At 46.9% G+C, this 19,264-nt stretch carries 19 protein-coding genes; 15 read left to right on the top strand and 4 right to left on the bottom strand.

The genetic code is table 11. From position 1 onward, the window contains the following. Positions 1-49: 49 nt before the first annotated feature. Positions 50-631 carry a superoxide dismutase gene (locus HMPREF2572_RS11510; protein WP_003777725.1) on the bottom strand — a complete coding sequence of 194 codons (582 nt, stop codon included), beginning with the start codon at positions 629-631 and terminating at the stop codon, positions 50-52. Between the two features lie 264 nt (positions 632-895). On the opposite strand from HMPREF2572_RS11510, the gene miaA reads away from it, so the two are divergent. From miaA to HMPREF2572_RS14670, 4 genes are all read left to right on the top strand, one after another. Then, positions 896-1,837 (top strand): tRNA (adenosine(37)-N6)-dimethylallyltransferase MiaA, encoded by a 942-nt coding sequence (gene miaA, locus HMPREF2572_RS11505; RefSeq protein WP_070498771.1) that lies wholly within the window; start codon positions 896-898, stop codon positions 1,835-1,837. Positions 1,838-1,852: 15 nt separating this feature from the next. Further along, on the top strand, positions 1,853-2,575 hold the full coding sequence (gene tadA, locus HMPREF2572_RS11500; protein ID WP_070498840.1) for a tRNA adenosine(34) deaminase TadA: 723 nt from the start codon (positions 1,853-1,855) through the stop codon (positions 2,573-2,575). Positions 2,576-2,736: 161 nt separating this feature from the next. After that, on the top strand, positions 2,737-3,642 hold the full coding sequence (gene hemF, locus HMPREF2572_RS11495) for an oxygen-dependent coproporphyrinogen oxidase (protein WP_070498770.1): 906 nt from the start codon (positions 2,737-2,739) through the stop codon (positions 3,640-3,642). After that, positions 3,642-3,806, top strand: coding sequence for a hypothetical protein (locus tag HMPREF2572_RS14670; RefSeq protein ID WP_019270923.1), 165 nt, complete (start codon positions 3,642-3,644; stop codon positions 3,804-3,806). The genes hemF and HMPREF2572_RS14670 overlap by 1 nt, the downstream gene beginning before the upstream one ends. A 67-nt stretch (positions 3,807-3,873) precedes the next feature. Here HMPREF2572_RS14670 and tpx read toward each other — a convergent pair whose 3' ends face one another. Beyond that, positions 3,874-4,368 carry a thiol peroxidase gene (gene tpx / locus HMPREF2572_RS11490; RefSeq protein ID WP_070498769.1) on the bottom strand — a complete coding sequence of 165 codons (495 nt, stop codon included), beginning with the start codon at positions 4,366-4,368 and terminating at the stop codon, positions 3,874-3,876. Between the two features lie 317 nt (positions 4,369-4,685). Here tpx and HMPREF2572_RS11485 point away from each other — a divergent pair, with 317 nt between their 5' ends. The 5 genes from HMPREF2572_RS11485 (at position 4,686) to guaA (ending at position 8,664) form a co-directional block, all read left to right on the top strand. After that, the gene (locus HMPREF2572_RS11485) at positions 4,686-5,171 is read left to right on the top strand and encodes a DUF4189 domain-containing protein (protein WP_070498768.1); all 486 of its coding nucleotides are present in this window, start codon (positions 4,686-4,688) and stop codon (positions 5,169-5,171) included. A gap of 108 nt (positions 5,172-5,279) precedes the next feature. Beyond that, positions 5,280-5,906, top strand: a complete 627-nt coding sequence (locus tag HMPREF2572_RS11480; protein ID WP_246827819.1) for an LURP-one-related family protein — start codon at positions 5,280-5,282, stop codon at positions 5,904-5,906. A gap of 93 nt (positions 5,907-5,999) precedes the next feature. Next, positions 6,000-6,455, top strand: a complete 456-nt coding sequence (smpB, locus tag HMPREF2572_RS11475; protein WP_283118487.1) for an SsrA-binding protein SmpB — start codon at positions 6,000-6,002, stop codon at positions 6,453-6,455. Positions 6,456-6,633: 178 nt separating this feature from the next. Then, positions 6,634-6,972 (top strand): hypothetical protein, encoded by a 339-nt coding sequence (locus HMPREF2572_RS11470; protein ID WP_070498766.1) that lies wholly within the window; start codon positions 6,634-6,636, stop codon positions 6,970-6,972. Between the two features lie 126 nt (positions 6,973-7,098). Next, on the top strand, positions 7,099-8,664 hold the full coding sequence (gene guaA / locus HMPREF2572_RS11465) for a glutamine-hydrolyzing GMP synthase (RefSeq protein WP_070498765.1): 1,566 nt from the start codon (positions 7,099-7,101) through the stop codon (positions 8,662-8,664). A gap of 472 nt (positions 8,665-9,136) precedes the next feature. Here the strand turns inward: guaA and tssC are convergent, their stop codons facing one another. Next, positions 9,137-10,666, bottom strand: coding sequence for a type VI secretion system contractile sheath large subunit (gene tssC, locus HMPREF2572_RS11460; protein WP_003760102.1), 1,530 nt, complete (start codon positions 10,664-10,666; stop codon positions 9,137-9,139). A gap of 40 nt (positions 10,667-10,706) precedes the next feature. Further along, a complete protein-coding gene (gene tssB / locus HMPREF2572_RS11455) occupies positions 10,707-11,204 on the bottom strand; it encodes a type VI secretion system contractile sheath small subunit (protein WP_003760099.1) in 498 nt (165 codons plus the stop codon). Between the two features lie 168 nt (positions 11,205-11,372). On the opposite strand from tssB, the gene tssK reads away from it, so the two are divergent. The 6 genes from tssK to HMPREF2572_RS11425 all read left to right on the top strand — a co-directional run bounded on the left by tssK (position 11,373) and on the right by HMPREF2572_RS11425 (position 19,146). After that, positions 11,373-12,719 (top strand): type VI secretion system baseplate subunit TssK, encoded by a 1,347-nt coding sequence (gene tssK / locus HMPREF2572_RS11450; RefSeq protein ID WP_070498764.1) that lies wholly within the window; start codon positions 11,373-11,375, stop codon positions 12,717-12,719. Position 12,720: 1 nt separating this feature from the next. Beyond that, positions 12,721-13,380, top strand: coding sequence for a DotU family type IV/VI secretion system protein (locus tag HMPREF2572_RS11445; RefSeq protein ID WP_070498763.1), 660 nt, complete (start codon positions 12,721-12,723; stop codon positions 13,378-13,380). Positions 13,381-13,491: 111 nt separating this feature from the next. Further along, on the top strand, positions 13,492-15,039 hold the full coding sequence (locus tag HMPREF2572_RS11440) for an OmpA family protein (RefSeq protein WP_246827818.1): 1,548 nt from the start codon (positions 13,492-13,494) through the stop codon (positions 15,037-15,039). Between the two features lie 71 nt (positions 15,040-15,110). Then, positions 15,111-15,599, top strand: a complete 489-nt coding sequence (locus HMPREF2572_RS11435; protein ID WP_003760091.1) for an Hcp family type VI secretion system effector — start codon at positions 15,111-15,113, stop codon at positions 15,597-15,599. A gap of 71 nt (positions 15,600-15,670) precedes the next feature. After that, a complete protein-coding gene (gene tssH, locus HMPREF2572_RS11430) occupies positions 15,671-18,490 on the top strand; it encodes a type VI secretion system ATPase TssH (protein ID WP_070498761.1) in 2,820 nt (939 codons plus the stop codon). 437 nt (positions 18,491-18,927) lie between these two features. After that, a complete protein-coding gene (locus HMPREF2572_RS11425; RefSeq protein ID WP_003685475.1) occupies positions 18,928-19,146 on the top strand; it encodes an HP1242/YdcH family protein in 219 nt (72 codons plus the stop codon). Positions 19,147-19,264 lie beyond the last annotated feature (118 nt).

Raw genomic sequence — 19,264 nt, 5'->3', positions numbered from 1 at the left:
GGTCGTCTGAAAATTGATTTCAGACGACCTTTTATTTTAAACGTTCAACTTAAGCAGCAAAACGTTTGGCAACTTCGTCCCAGTTGACGATTTCCCAGAAACCTTTCAGGTAGTTGGGGCGGCTGTTGCGGTAGTCGATGTAGTAGGCGTGTTCCCATACGTCGCAGGTCAGCAGCGGAGTGTTTTCAGTGGTCAGCGGAGTTGCCGCGTTGGAAGTGGAAACCAAATCCAATTCGCCGGCAGGGGTTTTTACCAGCCATGCCCAACCGGAGCCGAAAGTACCTGCCGCGCAAGCGGAGAATGCTTCTTGGAATTTCTCGAAGCTGCCCCATTTTGCGTCGATGGCGGCGGCCAGCTCGCCGGAAGGTTTGCCTTGACCTTTGGGCGTGAAACCCAGCCAGTAGAAGGTGTGGTTCCAAGTTTGGGCTGCGTTGTTGAACACGCCGCCTGAAGATTTTTTCACAATCTCTTCCAAAGGCAGGTTTTCAAATTCGGTACCTTTGATTTGATTGTTCAGATTGGTGATGTAGGTTTGATGGTGTTTGCCGTAGTGGAACTCCAAAGTCTCTTTGCTCAGATGTGGGGACAATGCGTCCAGTTCATAAGGCAGTTGTGGCAGCTTATGTTCCATTTTAGTGCTCCTAAATTATTTATATATGATTGTATTTTGGTAGTGTTCGTCGGATGGTGCGGGTGTTTGCCCGCATCAGGCAACGGTTGCCATTTTACCTGCTTTAGATTAAAGAAACTAGGGCAGGCCGATATTTCGAGTCTGCCGCAGTTTGAGAAAAATTGAGGGAAATCGAGTGTCGATACAGATATTTATCATGAATGAAGCAATGATTTCAGACGACCTTTTGCTATAATCCGTCCGTTTCCCCAAGCACCTTTTGATATGGACACCCCAAAAGCCTTTGCCATACTCGGCCCGACTGCAGGCGGGAAAACCGCCCTCGCCTTGAAAATCGCCGAAGCCCTACCGGTTGAAATCATCAGCCTCGATTCCGCGCTGGTGTACCGCGATATGGACATCGGCACGGCAAAGCCGACGGCAGCCGAGCTTGAAGCCGTGCCGCACCACCTTATCGACATCATCCCGCCGACGGAGTCTTACAGCGCGGCGGAGTTTGTCGGCGACTGCGTGCGACTGGCGGAGGAAATCCGCGCGCGCGGCAGGCTGCCTTTGATTGTCGGCGGCACGATGATGTATTTCCACGCGCTGACCGAAGGCTTGAACGACCTGCCCGAAGCCGATGCCGCCGTGCGCGCCCGGTTGCAGGAAGAAAAACAACGATACGGCTTGGCGCATCTGTATCAAAACCTGCAAACCATAGACCCTGAAACCGCAGGTCGTCTGAAACCGAACGACAGCCAACGTATCGAACGTGCTTTGGAAGTGTACCGCCTGACCGGCAAGCCTTTGAGCGCGCATTTTACCGAAAAAGCCGAATACACCCCGCCGCTCGACCTTTGCACCACCGCCCTGATTCCCGAAAACCGTGCTTTGCTGCATGAAAACATCGCCCGCCGTTTCACGCAAATGCTGGAACAAGGCTTCATCGACGAAATGCGCGCCCTGCGCCAAAAATATCCCGAGCTGACCGCCGATATGCCCTCCATGCGCTGCGTCGGCTACCGGCAGGCATGGGATTACCTCGAAGGCTTGACCGATTACGACACCTTTGTCGAAAAAGGCATTGCCGCCACCCGCCAGCTTGCCAAACGCCAACTCACTTGGCTGCGCAAAATCCCATTGGCGCACAGCATCGACCCATACACTGACGGCAACCACGTTCAGACGACCTTGGCACTTGTCCGCCGCCATTTCCAAATTTAAAACGCCATGCCGACCCTGTTGACCACGCCGCCCGTCGCCCCGCAAACCTTAGCCGCCCTGCAAGCCCTCGGCATCCGCAGCGTAGAGGGGCTGCGCGACACCGGTTCTGTCCAAGCCTTCCTGCTGCTCAAAGCCGCCGGACTGACCGTTACCCGCAGCACGCTTTGGCAACTCGAAGCCCTGCTGCTCGGCATCAAACCACAAGAGCTGCCGCAAACGCAAAAAACCGCTTTGGAACAAGCCCTTAAAAACCATCCGCCCGTTGCCGTCTTCCCCACGTCGTCTGAAATGGAAACCTTCATGCGCGCCGCCTTAGTGCAGGCAGAACAATCCGCCCGCATCGGCGAAATCCCTGTCGGCGCGGTCGTCGTCTCCAGCAACCAAATCATCGCCGCCGCCCACAACACCTGCGTCAGCGACCACGACATCAGCCGCCACGCCGAAATCCGCGCCCTTGCCGCCGCAGGTGCCGCCCTCCAAAACTACCGCCTCGACGGCTGCGACCTCTACATCACGCTCGAACCCTGCGCCATGTGCGCCTCCGCCATCATCCAAGCCCGCGTCCGCCGCGTCATCTACGGCGCGGCTGAACCCAAAACCGGCGCCGCGGGCAGCGTAGTCAATCTGTTTGCCAACCCGCTGCTGAACAAGCACACGGCAATCAAAGGCGGCATCTTGGAAGACGAATGCAAAGCTGTTTTGCAGGCATTTTTTCAGGCGAGGCGCAAACAGTATTAAGCGCAAAAAAGGTCGTCTGAAAGCTTAAATCCAAGATTTCAGACGACCTTTTGAGAGATTGCGAACTTTGTTTCATCCCGTTTTTCAGCAATTCTGATAAATATCCGGCGCGCCGTATTAAAATACGGTTTTCAGACGACCCCATCCATAAGGAACCCGCCATGCATACCGAAGCCGTTTTAACCGTATTGAAAAACCTGCAAAACCAAATCTGCGCCGCGCTTGAGCAAGAAGACGGCGGGGCAGTGTTTGCGCGTGAAGAATGGACGGGCAAATTGGGCGTAGGCGAAACCCGCGTGTTGAAAAACGGCGCGGTATTCGAGCAGGCGGGAGTTAACTTTTCGCATGTGAAGGGCAGCAAAATGCCCGCTTCGGCGACGGCGCACCGTCCTGAACTGGCGGGCGCGGCATTTGAGGCGATGGGCGTGTCGCTGGTGATTCATCCGAAAAATCCGTATGTGCCGACCAGCCATGCGAACGTACGCTTTTTTATCGCGTATCCGGAAGGCGGCGAGCCTGTGTGGTGGTTCGGCGGGGGCTTTGATTTGACGCCGTTTTATCCGTTTGAAGAAGATATTTTGCACTGGCACACGGTCGCGCGCGACGTATGCGCGCCATTTGGGGAAGCGGTTTATCCCGAGTTCAAAAAATGGTGTGACGAGTATTTTTACCTGAAACACCGCAGCGAAACGCGCGGCGTGGGCGGTTTGTTCTTCGACGATTTGAACCGCTGGGATTTCGACACCTGCCTGAATTTCATCAAGGCGGTCGGCAAAGGCTATATCGAAGCGTATCTGCCGATTGTGGCGAAACGCAAAAATACGCCATACAGCGAACGCGAACGCGATTTCCAGCTTTACCGGCGCGGGCGTTATGTGGAATTTAATTTGGTTTGGGACAGAGGCACGCTGTTCGGCCTGCAAAGCGGCGGACGCACGGAAAGCATTTTGATGTCCATGCCGCCTTTGGTGCGCTTCGAGTATCAATACGCGCCGGAAGAAGGTTCGCCCGAAGCGCGCTTGAACGAATTTCTCACCGCCCGCGACTGGCTCTCGGAGATGAAATAATGGCGGATAAACGCAAGCCCGACGCCCATCCTTCGGACAAATTCATCCTTGCCATGATTGTCATGGCGGTGTTCCTGTTTATCATCATCGGCGGCGGATTTATCGCCGTAGAATATTTTAAGGCGCATCCCGAAGTGTTTGAATTGAAGCCGCCTGCGAAATAGTGCAAACAGATAAAAAAGGTCGTCTGAAACTTTTCAGACGACCTTTTTCAGCTTTAAAACCCTTGTTTTACAAAACAGCCAAAGCCGCGTCGTAATTAGGTTCGTTGGCGATTTCGGCAACCAATTCGCTGTGCAAGACTTTGTCGTTTTCGTCCAAAACCACAACGGCGCGTGCAGTCAGTCCGCGCAACGGGCTGTCGGTCAGAGCAACACCATAATCAGCGGCAAAGCTGCTGCGGAATGTGGACAGGTTCACCACGTTGTCCAAACCTTCCGCGCCGCAGAAGCGTGCTTGGGCAAACGGCAGGTCGGCTGAAATGCACAATACGACCGCGTTGTCTAAAGAAGACGCGCGTTGGTTGAACGTACGCACGGATTGGGCGCATACGCCGGTATCGACGCTTGGGAAAATGTTCAATACTTTGCGTTTGCCCGCAAAATCCGCCAAAGTTTTGTCGGACAGATCGCCAGCAGTCAGGCTGAATGCAGGTGCGGTTTGACCAGCGGCAGGCAGGTCGCCGGAAGTGTGGACAGGGTTATCGTGGAAAGTAATTTGAGCCATAAGGGTTTCCTTTTTGGAAGTTGACTGGAAAATTAATAGAGCGAAATGAATCGGTTATCGGTATCGGGCGAGGGCTCGAAGATTGCGCATAGCAAAATGGACCAACGCCGCGACAGCCGACAGTATAGCTGAAACCTTTGTCTATTGGATTTTGACGAAATGTGTTATATCCGTTTTCACTTCGTAGAAGAAACGTTTTCAGACGACCTCTCAACAAGGGACTTGAAATGAAAAGTGATGCAGGCATATATTCGCCATGGGCTTTGCTTTATAATGATGACAGTCAAACATAACGACATAAGCATTTGGAATCAATAATGAAAAAAATTGTAATGGCACTTATCGCCACCATTTTGTCAGCGGGCGCAAATGCAGCGGATACTTATGGTTATCTCGCCATGTGGCAAAACCCGCATGACGGCAATGATGCGCTGCTGATTAAAACGACTAAAGAAAATATGTCGCAAATCGAGGCAAATGCGGAGCTGGAAGCGTTTTGCCGCGGGCAGGACACGCTTTCCGGCGTGCAAAACGGCGAGGCGACAGGCTGTAAATCCGTTGTTCCGCTTCATAACACCTGCATCGCCGTCGCGTACCCGAAATCGGAAGGCAAGCTGACGACTGACAATGCGGTTGTGATTACTTCGCCGCGCTTTAAGAGCGTGCATCAGGTCGCGTTGAATCAGTGTATTAAGAAGTACGGTTCGCAAGGTCAATGCGGCTTGGAAACGGTGTACTGTACTTCAAGCGCGTATTACGGCGGTACAGTCAAAACGTTGTTGAACCGATTGAAGGCGCAATAAATGGTGTAAAAAGGTCGTCTGAAAACCGCATAATGGCTTTCAGACGACCTTTCAATTCATATTCTATGTAAACGGGCAAGGAAAAATCTGATGATTGATTATATAAAAATGTATGAAAACATGAGTGTTTCTAAGGAAGTAAGCAGTCTGAACTTTCCGCTTTATTTCCATTTCAAACTTTTATCCATTGCCAATGATTTTTTTGTCAGAGACGAAGCGGGGAACGAAATCGCTTATACGCGGCAGAAAATGTTTAAGCTCAAAGAGTCGATTCAGGTTTTCCCCAATCGCGATCAGAATACGCCTGTGTTTACGATTCAGGCGGACAGGGTTATTGATTTTGGTGCGACCTATGTCATTCAGAATGCTTCCGGTACGGTTTTGGGGAAAGTGGTGCATGAAGGGGTCAAGTCGCTTTGGCGCACCAGCTATCAGGTGACGGACGCGGAAGGTCAACTGCTCTTCCATATCCGTGAAAAAAATCCTTGGGTGGCTGTGTTGGATAAAATGGTAGGAGAGGTTCCGTATCTGGGTTTGTTGACAGGTCTTGTCTTCAATCCGACTTATTTGATTACCCGACCCGATGATACGGTGGTGTACCGTTTGAAGAAATTGAGGGCGTTGTGGGAGGGCAAATTCAGTTTGCACAAAGAAACCCAAGCGGCTTCGAGCGACGATATCCTGATATTAAACGCCGTCATGTTGTTTTTATTGATGGAAAAAAATAAAGGGTAAGGCGCGCGGTCGGCATATCGCATCCATTCACATTCAAACATTTTCATTTCTAGGACGCGCTGATAAAATAGCTCGTCTGAAAAGTATAGAAGAATCAAAACAATGAGTATTGCCAATAATAAAAAAGCCTTTCACGACTTCTTTATCGAAGACCAGCTCGAAGCCGGTTTGGTATTGGAAGGTTGGGAAGTCAAAGCCATCCGCGCCGCGAGGGTGCAGTTGAAAGAAAGCTATATCTACTGGAAAAAAGACGCTTTTTATCTGGTCGGCTGCCATATTACCGCGCTGCCGACTGCCTCGACACACGTCAAACCCGATCCCGTCCGTCCGCGTAAGCTTTTGCTCAAGCAATCCGAAATCAACAAGCTCATCGGTAAAACCGAGCGCGCGGGTTATACCATTGTGCCGTTGAACCTGCACTTCACGCGCGGCAAAATCAAAATGGAAATCGGCTTGGCGAAGGGTAAAAAACAACACGACAAACGCCAAAGCCTGAAAGAAGCCGACTGGAAACGCGAAAAACAACGTTTGATGAAAAATGTACGCTGAGGCTGATAGCAGCTTGAATTGACCGCTGGACGCCGATGCCGCCGCAAACGTGTGTCAACCGTTTACACATCAAGCCCTATGTTTGCAAAAACATACCCAAGATTGCTTTCTTCAGGCTTTTCAGACGACCCATGCGACCCAATAATCAGGGTCGTCTGAAATTTTACGGAGTAACGCCATGTCTCGCTCTTCGCTTTTCCTGCCGCTGTTTTTGATTATCTTCGGTGCCGTTTGGTTTTTGAAAACGACGGACATCCTGCCCGCAACTTCGACCATCGTGTCCGCCGGTATGGTGATGGCGGGGATTGCAGTTTTGGTGATGGACGGTGTCAACAAGCAGTCTATCGTGTCCGGCCCGCTGCTGGTGTATATCGGCGCGGCGGTGTATCTGCACAATCAATACTGGCTCGGCTATTCGCCGCTGGTTGCTTTGGGAATGATGGTGCTGGGCTGCCTGCTGCTGCTTTCGCGCAGCGATATGGTGCCTTATAAGCAGCATAAACAGCAGGATAACTAAGCCCCTCTCCCTGCAAAGGTCGTCTGAAAATGGTATAATCCGCCGTTTTCAGACGACCTGTTTTGTTATCGGAATCCCGTTTTGAAACAGTCAGACCGTTTCCTATCACTCTGCAAAGTTCCCGCCATGACCCAAGACAAAATCCTCATCCTCGACTTCGGTTCGCAAGTTACCCAGCTTATCGCCCGCCGCGTGCGCGAAGCCCATGTTTACTGCGAGCTGCATTCCTTCGACATGCCTTTGGACGAAATCAAGGCCTTCAATCCGAAAGGCATCATCCTCTCCGGTGGCCCCAATTCCGTTTACGAATCCGACTATCAAGCCGATACCGGCATCTTCGATTTGGGTATTCCGGTTTTGGGCATCTGCTACGGAATGCAGTTTATGGCGCACCACTTGGGCGGCGAAGTGCAGCCCGGCAACCAGCGCGAATTCGGTTACGCGCAAGTCAAAACCATCGACAGCGAACTGACCCGCGATATTTACGACGACGCGCCCAATACGCTGGACGTATGGATGAGCCACGGCGACAAAGTGTCCAAGCTGCCCAACGGCTTTGCCGTTATCGGCGATACCCCGTCATGCCCGATTGCCATGATGGAAAACGTCGAAAAACAATTCTACGGCATCCAATTCCACCCCGAAGTGACCCACACCAAACAAGGCCGCGCCCTGTTGAACCGCTTTGTCTTAGACATCTGCGGTGCGCAACCGAGCTGGACGATGCCGAACTACATCGAAGAAGCCGTTGCCAAAATCCGCGAACAGGTCGGCAGCGACGAAGTGATTTTAGGTCTTTCTGGCGGCGTGGACTCTTCCGTAGCCGCCGCGCTGATTCACCGCGCCATCGGCGACCAACTGACTTGTGTGTTTGTCGATCACGGCCTCTTGCGCCTGAACGAAGGCAAAATGGTGATGGATATGTTCGCCCGCAACTTGGGTGTGAAAGTGATTCACGTCGATGCCGAAGAGCAATTCATGGCGAAACTCGCAGGCGTTACCGATCCCGAGAAAAAACGCAAAATCATCGGTGCGGAATTTATCGAAGTATTTGATGCTGAAGAAAAAAAACTCACCAACGCCAAATGGCTGGCGCAAGGCACGATTTACCCCGACGTAATCGAATCCGCAGGCGCGAAAACCAAAAAAGCCCACGCCATCAAGTCGCATCACAACGTCGGCGGCCTGCCCGAAAACATGAAACTCAAGCTGCTTGAGCCGTTGCGGGACTTGTTCAAAGACGAAGTGCGCGAACTCGGCGTTGCCTTGGGCTTGCCGCGCGAAATGGTGTACCGCCATCCGTTCCCCGGCCCCGGTTTGGGCGTGCGTATCTTGGGCGAAGTGAAAAAAGAATACGCCGACTTGCTGCGTCAGGCGGACGACATTTTCATCCAAGAATTGCGCAACACTATCGACGAAAACGGCACATCTTGGTATGACCTGACCAGCCAAGCCTTCGCCGTGTTCCTGCCCGTGAAATCCGTCGGCGTAATGGGCGACGGACGCACTTACGACTACGTCGTCGCGTTGCGCGCAGTCATCACCAGCGACTTCATGACCGCACACTGGGCAGAACTGCCGTACTCGCTGCTCGGCCGCGTGTCCAACCGCATCATCAACGAAGTCAAAGGCATCAACCGCGTGGTTTACGATGTAAGCGGCAAACCGCCTGCCACGATTGAGTGGGAATAAAAGTAAAGATATAAACGCATAAAAAGGTCGTCTGAAATGGTTTCAGACGACCTTTTGGTTTTTATAAAAGAATAATGGAGCAGGGAGATGGCCGAAGTGCGTTTAGACAATATAGTGGATTAACTTTAAACCAGGACGACGTTGCCTCGCCTTAAGCTCAAAGAGAACGATTCTCTAAGGTGCTGAAGCACCCAAGTGAATGGTTCCGTACTATCTGTACTGTCTGCGGCTTCATCGCCTTGTCCTGATTTAAATTTAATCCACTATATAAGGAGAAAACGCGATGTCGTCCTAACGAATTTCATTTGCCAAAAAATAAAGCGGTCGTTCATGTAGCAAATACAGAACGACCGCTTGAGTTCAGCACCATTTTAGATTGTCTTCAACAGCAAACAACTAAGGGTCTGCTGTCTTAATGATTCATGGCATGAATATATAGAAGACAAATCATGCAATACCGTTATTCAAGGGTTTATTTTTTCTCTTTCGGCATTTGAGATACCAAGGACAGGTTTACATCCAAGCCTTCGATTTGGAAGTGAGGACGGGCAAACAGACGGACTTTGAAGAAGCCGGGGTTGTCTTCGATATCTTCAACCAAGACTTTGGCTTCACGCAAAGGATGCGTTGCCTGCAACTCGTCGCTTGGGTCTGTCATTTCAGTAACCAATGTATTGATCCAAGTGTTCAATTCCAGTTCGAGCATACGGCGGTCTTTGGTTGTACCGATGTTTTCGCGTTGGATCAGCTTGAGATAGTGAGCCAGACGGGAAAGCAGGAAAACGTAAGGCAAACGGGCATTGATGCGGCTGTTTGCCGTCGCTTCTTTGGTTTCGTAGAGCGCAGGTTTTTGCGCTGAGTTGGCCGAGAAGAAGCAGGCGTAATCGCGGTTTTTATAGAAAGACAGCGGTACGAAACCCAAGTTGGCAAATTCAAATTCACGGGTTTCAGGAATCAGGACTTCGGTAGGAATTTTCACTTGGTTGCCAGTACCCAAATCATACATATGGATAGGCAAATCTTCGATCAAACCACCGGCTTGAGGTCCGCGGATTTGGACGCACCAGCCATTGTTAATAAAGCTGCGAACCATGTTGGCAGCGAAGGCAAAGGATGCGTTTGCCCATAAGTAACGATCGTGTTCAGTGCCCTTAACTTGTTCTTCGTAATTGAAGCTGCGTACAGGAACTGTATCACTACCGTAAGGCAGGCGGGCGAGGAAGCGGGGCAGGGTCAAACCGATATAGCGCGCATCATCGGTTTCGCGGAAGCTTTTCCATTTGATGTATTCGGCACGGTCCATATAGTTCGCCAAATCCTGAATGCCGGCGACTTCTTCCATGCTTTCCTTCCCGAAGAAAGATGGACCGACAGAGCCGATGAATGGCATGTGTGCAGAGGCGGAGACGCGTGAAATATTGCGCAGCAAAGCCATGTCTTGCGGGCTGCGGTCAAATTCGTAGTTGGAGATGACTGCGCCGATAGGTTCGCCGCCCGGGGTGTCGTATTCATTGCTATAGGTGTGGCGATACAGTCCGCTTTGGACGATTTCAGGCGCATCTTCAAAGTCTTGAATTAAGTCTTCTTTGGATACGTCGAGAATTTCGATTTTAACGTTGTGACGGAAGTCTGTACGGTCAACCAAGAATTTCAGACCGCGCCATGCAGATTCGATTTTTTGGAATTCTTCGTTATGGAGGATTTCATCTAATTGGCGGCTGAGTTGTTCGTCAATGCGTGCGATATGGTAGTCCAACAGGCTTTTGTCGAGGCGTTCTACTTTTTGAGATGAGTCTTGAATCATCTTTAAAAATACGCTGACCGCCGCTGCGATGCGTTCATCCGCAGAGGCTTCGGACATTTTTTCGGCGCTTTGGAACTGTTCGATGTCGATGACGGAGTCGACGGCGTTTAAGTTGATTTTTTGACACAGCGCTTCATAAACGCTGGCTGTGTTTTCTTGTTCTATAACGGTTGTTTGGGCTTCTTGGCGTTTTTGCATATTTTAAATCCTTACGGGTGTTTTCAGACGACCTTGTGTTTTATTTGTTAACAGGTGCAATTTTTTCGAGGCGGTCGCGCAGTTCGGCAGACAGATTTTCGTCACGCAAGATGGTTTCCAGTTCGCGACGGAATGCCGAATCGTCCAATAGGTTGGATTTCAAATCACGGAGCAGGTTGCGCATAGCCAATAAAGCACGCAGCTCGGGAACATTTTGTGCAATTTGTTCCGGGTGGAAATCCCGCATAGATTTGAAATTCAAATTAATGTTCATCTCGCCGCCGGCCGGGGAGAGGGTGTTTTTCACAGTCAGGTTGGCTTTGGGGTTGAAGTCGGACAATACGGAGTCAAAGTTGTTTTTGTTGATATTGACTTTTTCTTTTTCGGCAAGGTCGCGTTTGTCTTGGCCATTGCTGTAATCACCAGTGACTAAAAGTTTGAGCGGAAGCTCGACTTTTTTCTGTGCGCCTCCGGTATGGAGGTCTAGTTTGATATTGATACGTGAAGGTGGAACTTCGTTTTGGAAACTTTTGCTCACGGCTAATCCTATTCTCTGTTATGTGTTGAAGGGGGAATCTTTTGTTCAAAATGAAATATAAATACTGAATTTAGATATATTTCTATCTAAATAGTATAAATGTTAGGTATACTGTTGTCTATTGCATTCAAAATTTATCTGACAAAAGGTATTTAAAAGGTATAAACAGTGAAATTTCATAAACCATTATGGGAAGAGGGTGTCTTGCTCTCTCCTCAGCACTTCCAACAACAAAACATTTTTAATAGTTACATTTATGCAACAGTAATAAAATTGATGGGTGAATTCAAGTGGGGATGTTTTCGTTGCGAGTTCGATCAGCAGACACTTGAGTTAGGAAAAATTAAATTGAATGAACTTCAGGCCTGCCTGCCGGACGGAACCTTGATTGATTTGCAGTCGGGCAGTGGCTCTGTTGAAGTTCGTGACATTAATAGCCTGCCTATGAGAGCAAGAAATACAGTGTTGCTGGCTCTTCCGGTTTATCAAGCGCATGTACCGAATTTGGTCGATGAAAACGGTGCTGGAAATACCCCTAGACGGTTTGTGAAAAAGTTCGAACAAGTTGAAGATTTATTTTCCGCTGAGGAGGCAGAACTTGCCGTTGAGCAATTAAATTTACAAATTCGTTTTGATTTCGAGGATAATGACGATTACATTACATGCCCCATCGGCGTAGTGGGAAAAAACGAGAATGGGGCATTGATTTGGTCTAAAGACTACATCCCTCCATTATTGTCGATTACAGGTTCGGAAGTTTTACTTTCATGTCTAAATAGAATCACTTTGCTGGTGTTGTCCCGTATAGATAACTTATCTGCCCGCCGCCGGGCGCGTAGTGAAAATACGGTCGATTTTTCTGTGTCTGATTCGACATTGTTTTGGTTCTTGCACGGATTAAATACGATTTATCCTGAATTGAAACATTTGAATGATTATCCGCAGCAACATCCAGAGGAGCTTTATAAGCTCTTGGTTCGTCTGCTTGGAATGTTGTACACATTCAGGGTGAGTGAATCAGTTAATGAGATGGAGCCATACGATCACTTTGATTTGTTTGGAACCTTCAACCGTTTGGAGTTGAAAATCCGCAGTTTGTTAGATGAAGTAATTCCATCACCTGTCATCGAATTGTCGTTAGAACATACAAAATCTACACACTGGCGTGCTCAGATATTTGACAGCAGAATTGATGATAATGCGGAGTTTTATATCTCGGCTCATTCTGATTCCGTTGTTTTTGCTGAATTGCAGAAGCAATTGCCATTGGTCAGCAAAATCGGTGCGCCTGAAGATGTGGAACGCGTTATCAATACGGCAGTAATGGGAGTGCCTTTGCAGTTGTTGAATCAAACTCCTCCTGGTTTGCCGTTCCGAATGGATAATGTTTACTTCAGATTAGACAAACGACATGTGGCATTTTCAAGAATGATGCAATCGCAGGTATGTAGTATTTACGTTCCAACATCTATACCTAATTTACATTTAAGCTTATTTGCAGTAGTGAGTATTTAGTATGAACCATAATCCATTGATTCGAAGTGAATTAAGAGATACTGCTTTGACTGTATCCGCATTATCGGCAGGTTTTAGTCCCGAGCATGCCTCAACATGGTATGAGTATTGCAAAACTTTGGTAGAAAACTTAAGAAAGAATTTAGCAAGCTCTGGGCGTAGTGCAGAGGAGATTGAAGAGATTTCTTATGCGCAGTGTGCCCTTTTGGATGAGGTTGCACTGCAGAATCTGCAAGGAAGTGATAGGGAAGTATGGGAAATGAATCCCATGCAAGTACATTTCTTCCAATCATATAATGCAGGCGATGTGTTGTGCGACAAAATTGAAAAGCTATGCAAAACAGGAAGTGCTAATTCTTTGATCGCTGAGGCATATTTGAGTGTAATCAATTTAGGCTTCAAGGGGCGTTATATTTTAGATGAAGTGGCTCTCCAAAATTCACAAAATAGCTTGAAAAAAATGGTTTCTGGATTGTCTAGCAATGCGGTAACTCAAGATGGACAAATATTCTATGTTGATCGTAAAAGCATGCCTCTTAAGAGTTTGCTGACGATTAGTCCGATATGGGTATTTATCTGTTGTTCTGTTATTGCAGTAGTAGCTTATTTTGCATTTGGATACTATCTGGATACTTTGGCTGAACAAACTCAAGCATTATAAATTTAGAGTAATTTCATAATGACTTATCAAAAGCTCTCGTCTTTCATTATTTTTATAGTAGTTGAGCTTATACTGTTTTATGTATTGGCAATATATTGGCAAGCTAGTTGGATGCTGAAAGGCGGTATTCTAGCTTTGTCAATTGTTGCTATCTTGTGTGTTTGGTTAATCAGACAGCGTAAGAACAAGGAAAACATCAGTATCGGTTCAGAAGTTTGGCAGCAAATTGCGACAGAATTAAATAATACGGGATTTACCGAGCGCTACGTTTTGCGTATGCCTGATTCTGCAGTGAAGATGTCAAATTTAGTCGAGAGATATGATGACACAGTATATATAAATATTTTTAATCCAGAACATTTATACACTGTAGTTTGGAATCTGCTTCAGAATATAGCCCGTAAACAAATCTCACTCAGCATAGAGCTGGTGTTGTCTCCCGCCATAAATTCCGATGTGTCTATGGTTATGCGTGGGTGGTTGCGCAATATATTGTTTTTGCAGAAAAAGATGGGTATATCTATACCTGTGAGTTTCGTTACCCGTGCTCCCTTTCTTTTTAAAGAGTCTTCAGATAAAAGAGAGCTATTTTTTGCCTTAAAAACTCAAGGCAGATGGAATGTATTAAGTATTGAGCAGTTTTTTACTGATTTTAAAGAAAGTCTGTCTATTGAGTTTTTACAGCAAAATAAACAATCAAACGGCTGTCAATATATCTGGCTGATCGAAGCACTCAATTGCGTCGAAGAGCAATTGTTGAATCGTACAGACGGGGGGTGGGAATATGTCGATGTACGCAGCTTAAGTGTAGTTGACGATGGAGACTGCCAAGCCAAATCAGTATGGGCAACTTACATATCTAAGAATACACAAGGGTTGATCCATTCTTTTAATAATTATCAAGGTAATCAATTTCAATATATTCATACCGAATTGTCAGATAAATATACCGTTTATCATAAAAATCATGCTATTGATATACTTTTTAAAGTATTATCTGTTTGTGCATTAGGTTTTTTATCTGCTTCGTTTTTCTCTATGAAAAACAATAGCCGTTTAATAGAACAAATCAGTCGGCATATAGAAAATGTTCGGTCTGAGGAAAATTCAAATGAGCGGCAACAACATTTGGTATTGCTAAAGCAGGATTTGCAATTGCTTGAGAAATACCGTGATGAGGGTGTACCAGCACATTTAGGATTAGGGTTATATCGTGCGGATTTATATATTCCAAAGTTAAAAGCCTTAATGCCGAAAGATCCTCCACCTCCAAAACCGATAAAACCGGAACCTGTGAAACCTGTAGTTATTACTTTAGACAGCTTGGCTTTGTTTGAAACAGGTCAGTTTGAACTAAAAAATAATGCCAATAAAGCATTGATTGGTGCATTAAAAGCAATTGAGTCACATCCTGATACACGAATTTTAGTTGAAGGACATACTGATAATGTTGGAAATCCTGTTTCTAATCAGCAGTTATCAGAGAAACGTGCTCAATCAGTTAAAGATTGGTTGGTTATCTCTTCTAATGTTCCGGAGAGTCGGTTCGAGGTTAAAGGATTGGGTGATACCAAACCCATTGCAGATAATCAGACGGAAGAAGGTAAGGCTAAAAACCGTAGGGTCGAGATCATACTGATTCCGGCTGTAAAACAGTAACTCTAATGCAGCACAAGTTGCTTTAAGCCTCAAAACTTAAGGCGTTTTCAATAAAACTAAGGAGTAAAAATATGGCAATTCCTGCTTATATGTGGTTGAAAGATGACGGCGGTTCCGTTATTAAAGGTTCTGTTGACGTCAATGGTCGCGAAGACAGCGTTGAAATCGTTGAGTTTCTGCACAATGTCCGTATTCCTACGGATGCCAATACTGGCAAACTGACAGGTACTCGCGTTCACGAACCTATCGTATTGTTCAAAGAATACGATGCTTCTTCACCATACCTGTACAAAGCAGTAACAACTGGTCAAACTTTGAAAGAAGTAGAGATCAAGTGGTATCAAATTGACGCTTCCGGTCAAGAGAAAGAGTATTTCAATACCAAACTGGACAACGTTAAAGTTGTAGCAGTAGGTCCTGTAATGCACAACATCAAAGATCCTGCTCGCGAACGTTACAATCACTTGGAACGCGTTGAATTGCGTTACGAAAAAATCACTTGGACTTATAAAGACGGAAACATCATTCATTCCGACAGCTGGAACGAAAGCCGCGCTTAATAATCCACATAAAGTGCTGCCTGATAAAGGTAGCACTTTTTTATAACACATTTTTACATCAGGGATATCAAATGTCTGCACATGATCAAGCATTATTATTACGTCGTCTGAACACGCATTGTCAGCAGGCGATGGAAGCTGCAGCCGGCTTATGTCAAACACGAGGTCATGCCGAAATTACGGTTGACCATTTATTTATCAAATTGCTCGAACTAGGGGATGGAGACGTTAATGCCTTATTGAGGCGTTACGAAATTGATTTAGAAAATATTTGGAATCCTTTGTTGAGTACGATGGACAAACTTCCACGCAATGTTCGTGGTAATCCTTCTTTGTCTAAATCATTGATTAGTTTATTGTCGGATGCATGGTTGTTGGCAAGTGACGAAGGTGTATCTGAAATCCGTTCAGCTTACCTGTATCAGGCATTGCTGAAATCTCCTTACCGTCTGATGACGCAGGAAGCATGGCCCTTATTAAGCCTGACTGAAACACAGATAGGTCGTCTGAAAACTTGGTTGGACGAAGTTTCTATCGAAGGCGAGAATAATACATTTGCGCAGCCAGCTTCAGAAGAAAGTCAGCATACAGTTTCAGCGGAATCAAAGCCCCAACAAACCGCTACAGCGGGACAAAACGATGCGCTTGCACGTTTTACCGTCAATTTGACCGAAAAAGCCGCTCAGGGCGGTATTGACCCTGTATTTGGACGTGAAACTGAAATCCGTCAAATGATGGATATTTTATCGCGTCGCCGTAAGAACAACCCTATTTTGGTTGGCGAACCGGGTGTCGGTAAAACTGCATTGGTAGAAGGTCTGGCATTGAAAATCGCTTCGGGCGAGGTGCCTAAGATATTGGAAAACACCCAAGTATTGGTGTTGGACTTAGGTCTTCTGCAAGCCGGTGCGGGGGTGAAGGGTGAATTTGAACAACGCCTGCGCAATGTTATTGAGGCTGTTCAAAATTCTGAAGAACCCGTTTTATTATTTATCGACGAAGCACATACGTTAATCGGTGCCGGAAACAGCGCGGGTGGCGCGGATGCAGCCAACCTCTTAAAACCGGCTTTGGCGCGGGGTGAGTTGCGTACTATCGCAGCAACAACCTGGAGCGAATACAAACAATATTTTGAAAAAGACGCCGCGTTGGAACGCCGTTTCCAAATGGTCAAGGTTGATGAACCTGATGACGAGGCTGCTTTCACAATGCTTCGCGGTTTGAAGCAACGTTATGCCGCGTACCATAAAGTCCATATTCAGGACTCCGCCGTCATCGCAGCCGTACAACTTTCTCGCAAATACATTACCGGTCGTCAATTGCCGGACAAAGCCGTAGATTTGTTGGATACGGCAGCCGCACGCGTCCGCATGAGTTTGGATACCGTGCCTCATATTTTCGGTTTGATGGATGCCCAAATTTCTTCACTGCAGCGCGAACTGGAAGCATTGGATGCCGACAAGCAATTAGGTCGTCTGAATGCATCGCAGCAAGAGAACATTCGACAAGTTGAGCAAGAGATTGCCCAGTTGGATGAAGAGCGTGAAGAAATGAATCGCCGATATCAGGAAGAAAAACAATTGGCGGATGAAATCCAATCCTTGATGGAAGCTGCCAAGAATACAGAATTGACTTCTGAAGAGCGACAAGCCGCGCAACACAGTCTGACCGAGAAACAGCAGCAACTTGATGCCGTTGTCGCCGGCAAACCGCTGATTTTCACCAGCGTTGATGAAACCGTGATTGCCGATATTATTGCCGACTGGACAGGTGTCCCCGCAGGCAGCGTCCTCAAAGACGAATTGGCCAATCTGCTGCAACTGGAAAGCCTGCTTGAGAAACGCGTGGTTGGGCAAAGTGAAGCCATTCATGCTATTGCGCAAAGTTTGAGAGCCGCTAAAGCCGGTTTGAAAACCAACGATTCCCCATTGGGCGTATTCCTGTTGAGCGGTCCGTCCGGCGTAGGTAAAACAGAAACGGCACTCGCTTTGGCAGATGCACTGTTCGGCGGCGAAAAATCGCTGATTACCATCAACCTGTCCGAATACCGCGAAGCGCATACCGTTTCCCAACTTAAAGGTTCGCCTCCGGGTTATGTCGGTTATGGCGAAGGCGGCGTTTTGACCGAAGCAGTACGTCAGAAACCTTACAGCGTCGTATTACTGGACGAAGTAGAGAAAGCCCATAAAGACATTCTCAATCTCTTCTACCAAGTATTCGATAAAGGCATGATGCGTGACGGCGAAGGTCGCGAAATCGATTTCAAAAATACCGTTATCTTGATGACTTCAAACTTGGGTGCGAACGAATTGACCCAATTGCTGAAACCGCAAGAGACTGAAGAAACAGAAGAAACTGTTGCAGAAGAGGGTAAAGAGCAAAACGCGCAAGAGCAGATTGTGGACACTGAAGTCGAACTTTCTGCACAAATGCTGGATAGCTCGTCTGAAAACGCTAGCGTTTCAGACGACCCTGTTGAAACCGATGAAACACCTGAGTTCAGTTTGGAAGAGTTGGCAGAAGCGATTCGTCCGATACTGACAGACCATTTCCAAGCCGCTCTGTTGGCGCGTATGCAGGTTGTTCCTTATCGTCCGTTGGAAAAAGAGGCATTGGCTCAAATCGTCAGACTGAAGCTGAACAAAATTGCTGACAGACTGTACGAAGCCCATCAAACACGCCTCAGTTACAGCGAAGATTTTGCAGCGCTTCTGGCTGATTCTTGCACCACCGGTGACAGCGGTGCACGCAATATCGACCATTTGCTCAATCGCCAAGTCATGCCTGCTATCGCGCAAAGCTTTTTGCAATGGCAGCAAACCGCAGGACATATGCCTGAGCATGCAAAATTGGAGTTGGGTGAAGACGGAATAGACGTTTTATTTGAATAATTGGAAGAGAATAGGTCGTCTGAAATCATTATGTTGTTCAGACGACCTTCGTTAATCTTTCACTTTATTGATAACCTATCCCAATAACCGATAGAAAGGTCGTCTGAAAAAAGTTTTCTTATTTCGGACGGCTTTTTTTATGGGTGGAATATTGTTTTGACAAAATTAGATTGGGAACATCTGATTAATCAATTTTTTTGTGTAGTGAATTGATAATATTGAGAAAATGATATCTAATTGTATCCTTTGTATTGTGTTATGACGCGGATATTTAAAAGCCATTTTTACGAATGAATGATTGTTATGCAACCTAGGTACAACCTGATAAAAAAGGCTGAATAAAAGCGATAGCTTTGTTATAATGAAACTATAGAGATTTCCATCAGTTTCTTGGCATTGCGCCGTTTTTATCCATATCAACGAAAGAGGAAAACAAAATGTTTCCAGAATATCGCGATTTAATTTCAAAATTAAAACAAGAAGATGCTCACTTCGCACGTTTGTTTGACGAACATAACGAGCTGGATGACAAAATTACCGGTTTGGTAAACAACCCTGTTACCAGCGGTGCTGAAGAAATCGAAGAGCTGAAAAAAGCTAAATTGAAACTGAAAGACGAGTTGTACGCTCTTCTGCAAAAAGCAGCAGGCAAATAATTCAAGTTTCTCAGGTCGTCTGAAACCATTTCAGACGACCTTTTTGTTTGTGGATGAAACGTAGTACAGGACAAGTCTGGTAAGCAGCAGATATAGTGGATTAACTTTAAACCAGTAC

The sequence above is a fragment of the Neisseria sp. HMSC064E01 genome (genome assembly GCF_001808875.1).
Lineage (GTDB): Bacteria > Pseudomonadota > Gammaproteobacteria > Burkholderiales > Neisseriaceae > Neisseria > Neisseria sicca_A.
The sequence above is the reverse complement of the archived record's forward strand: the minus strand, read 5'-3'. Positions and strand labels throughout refer to the sequence as shown.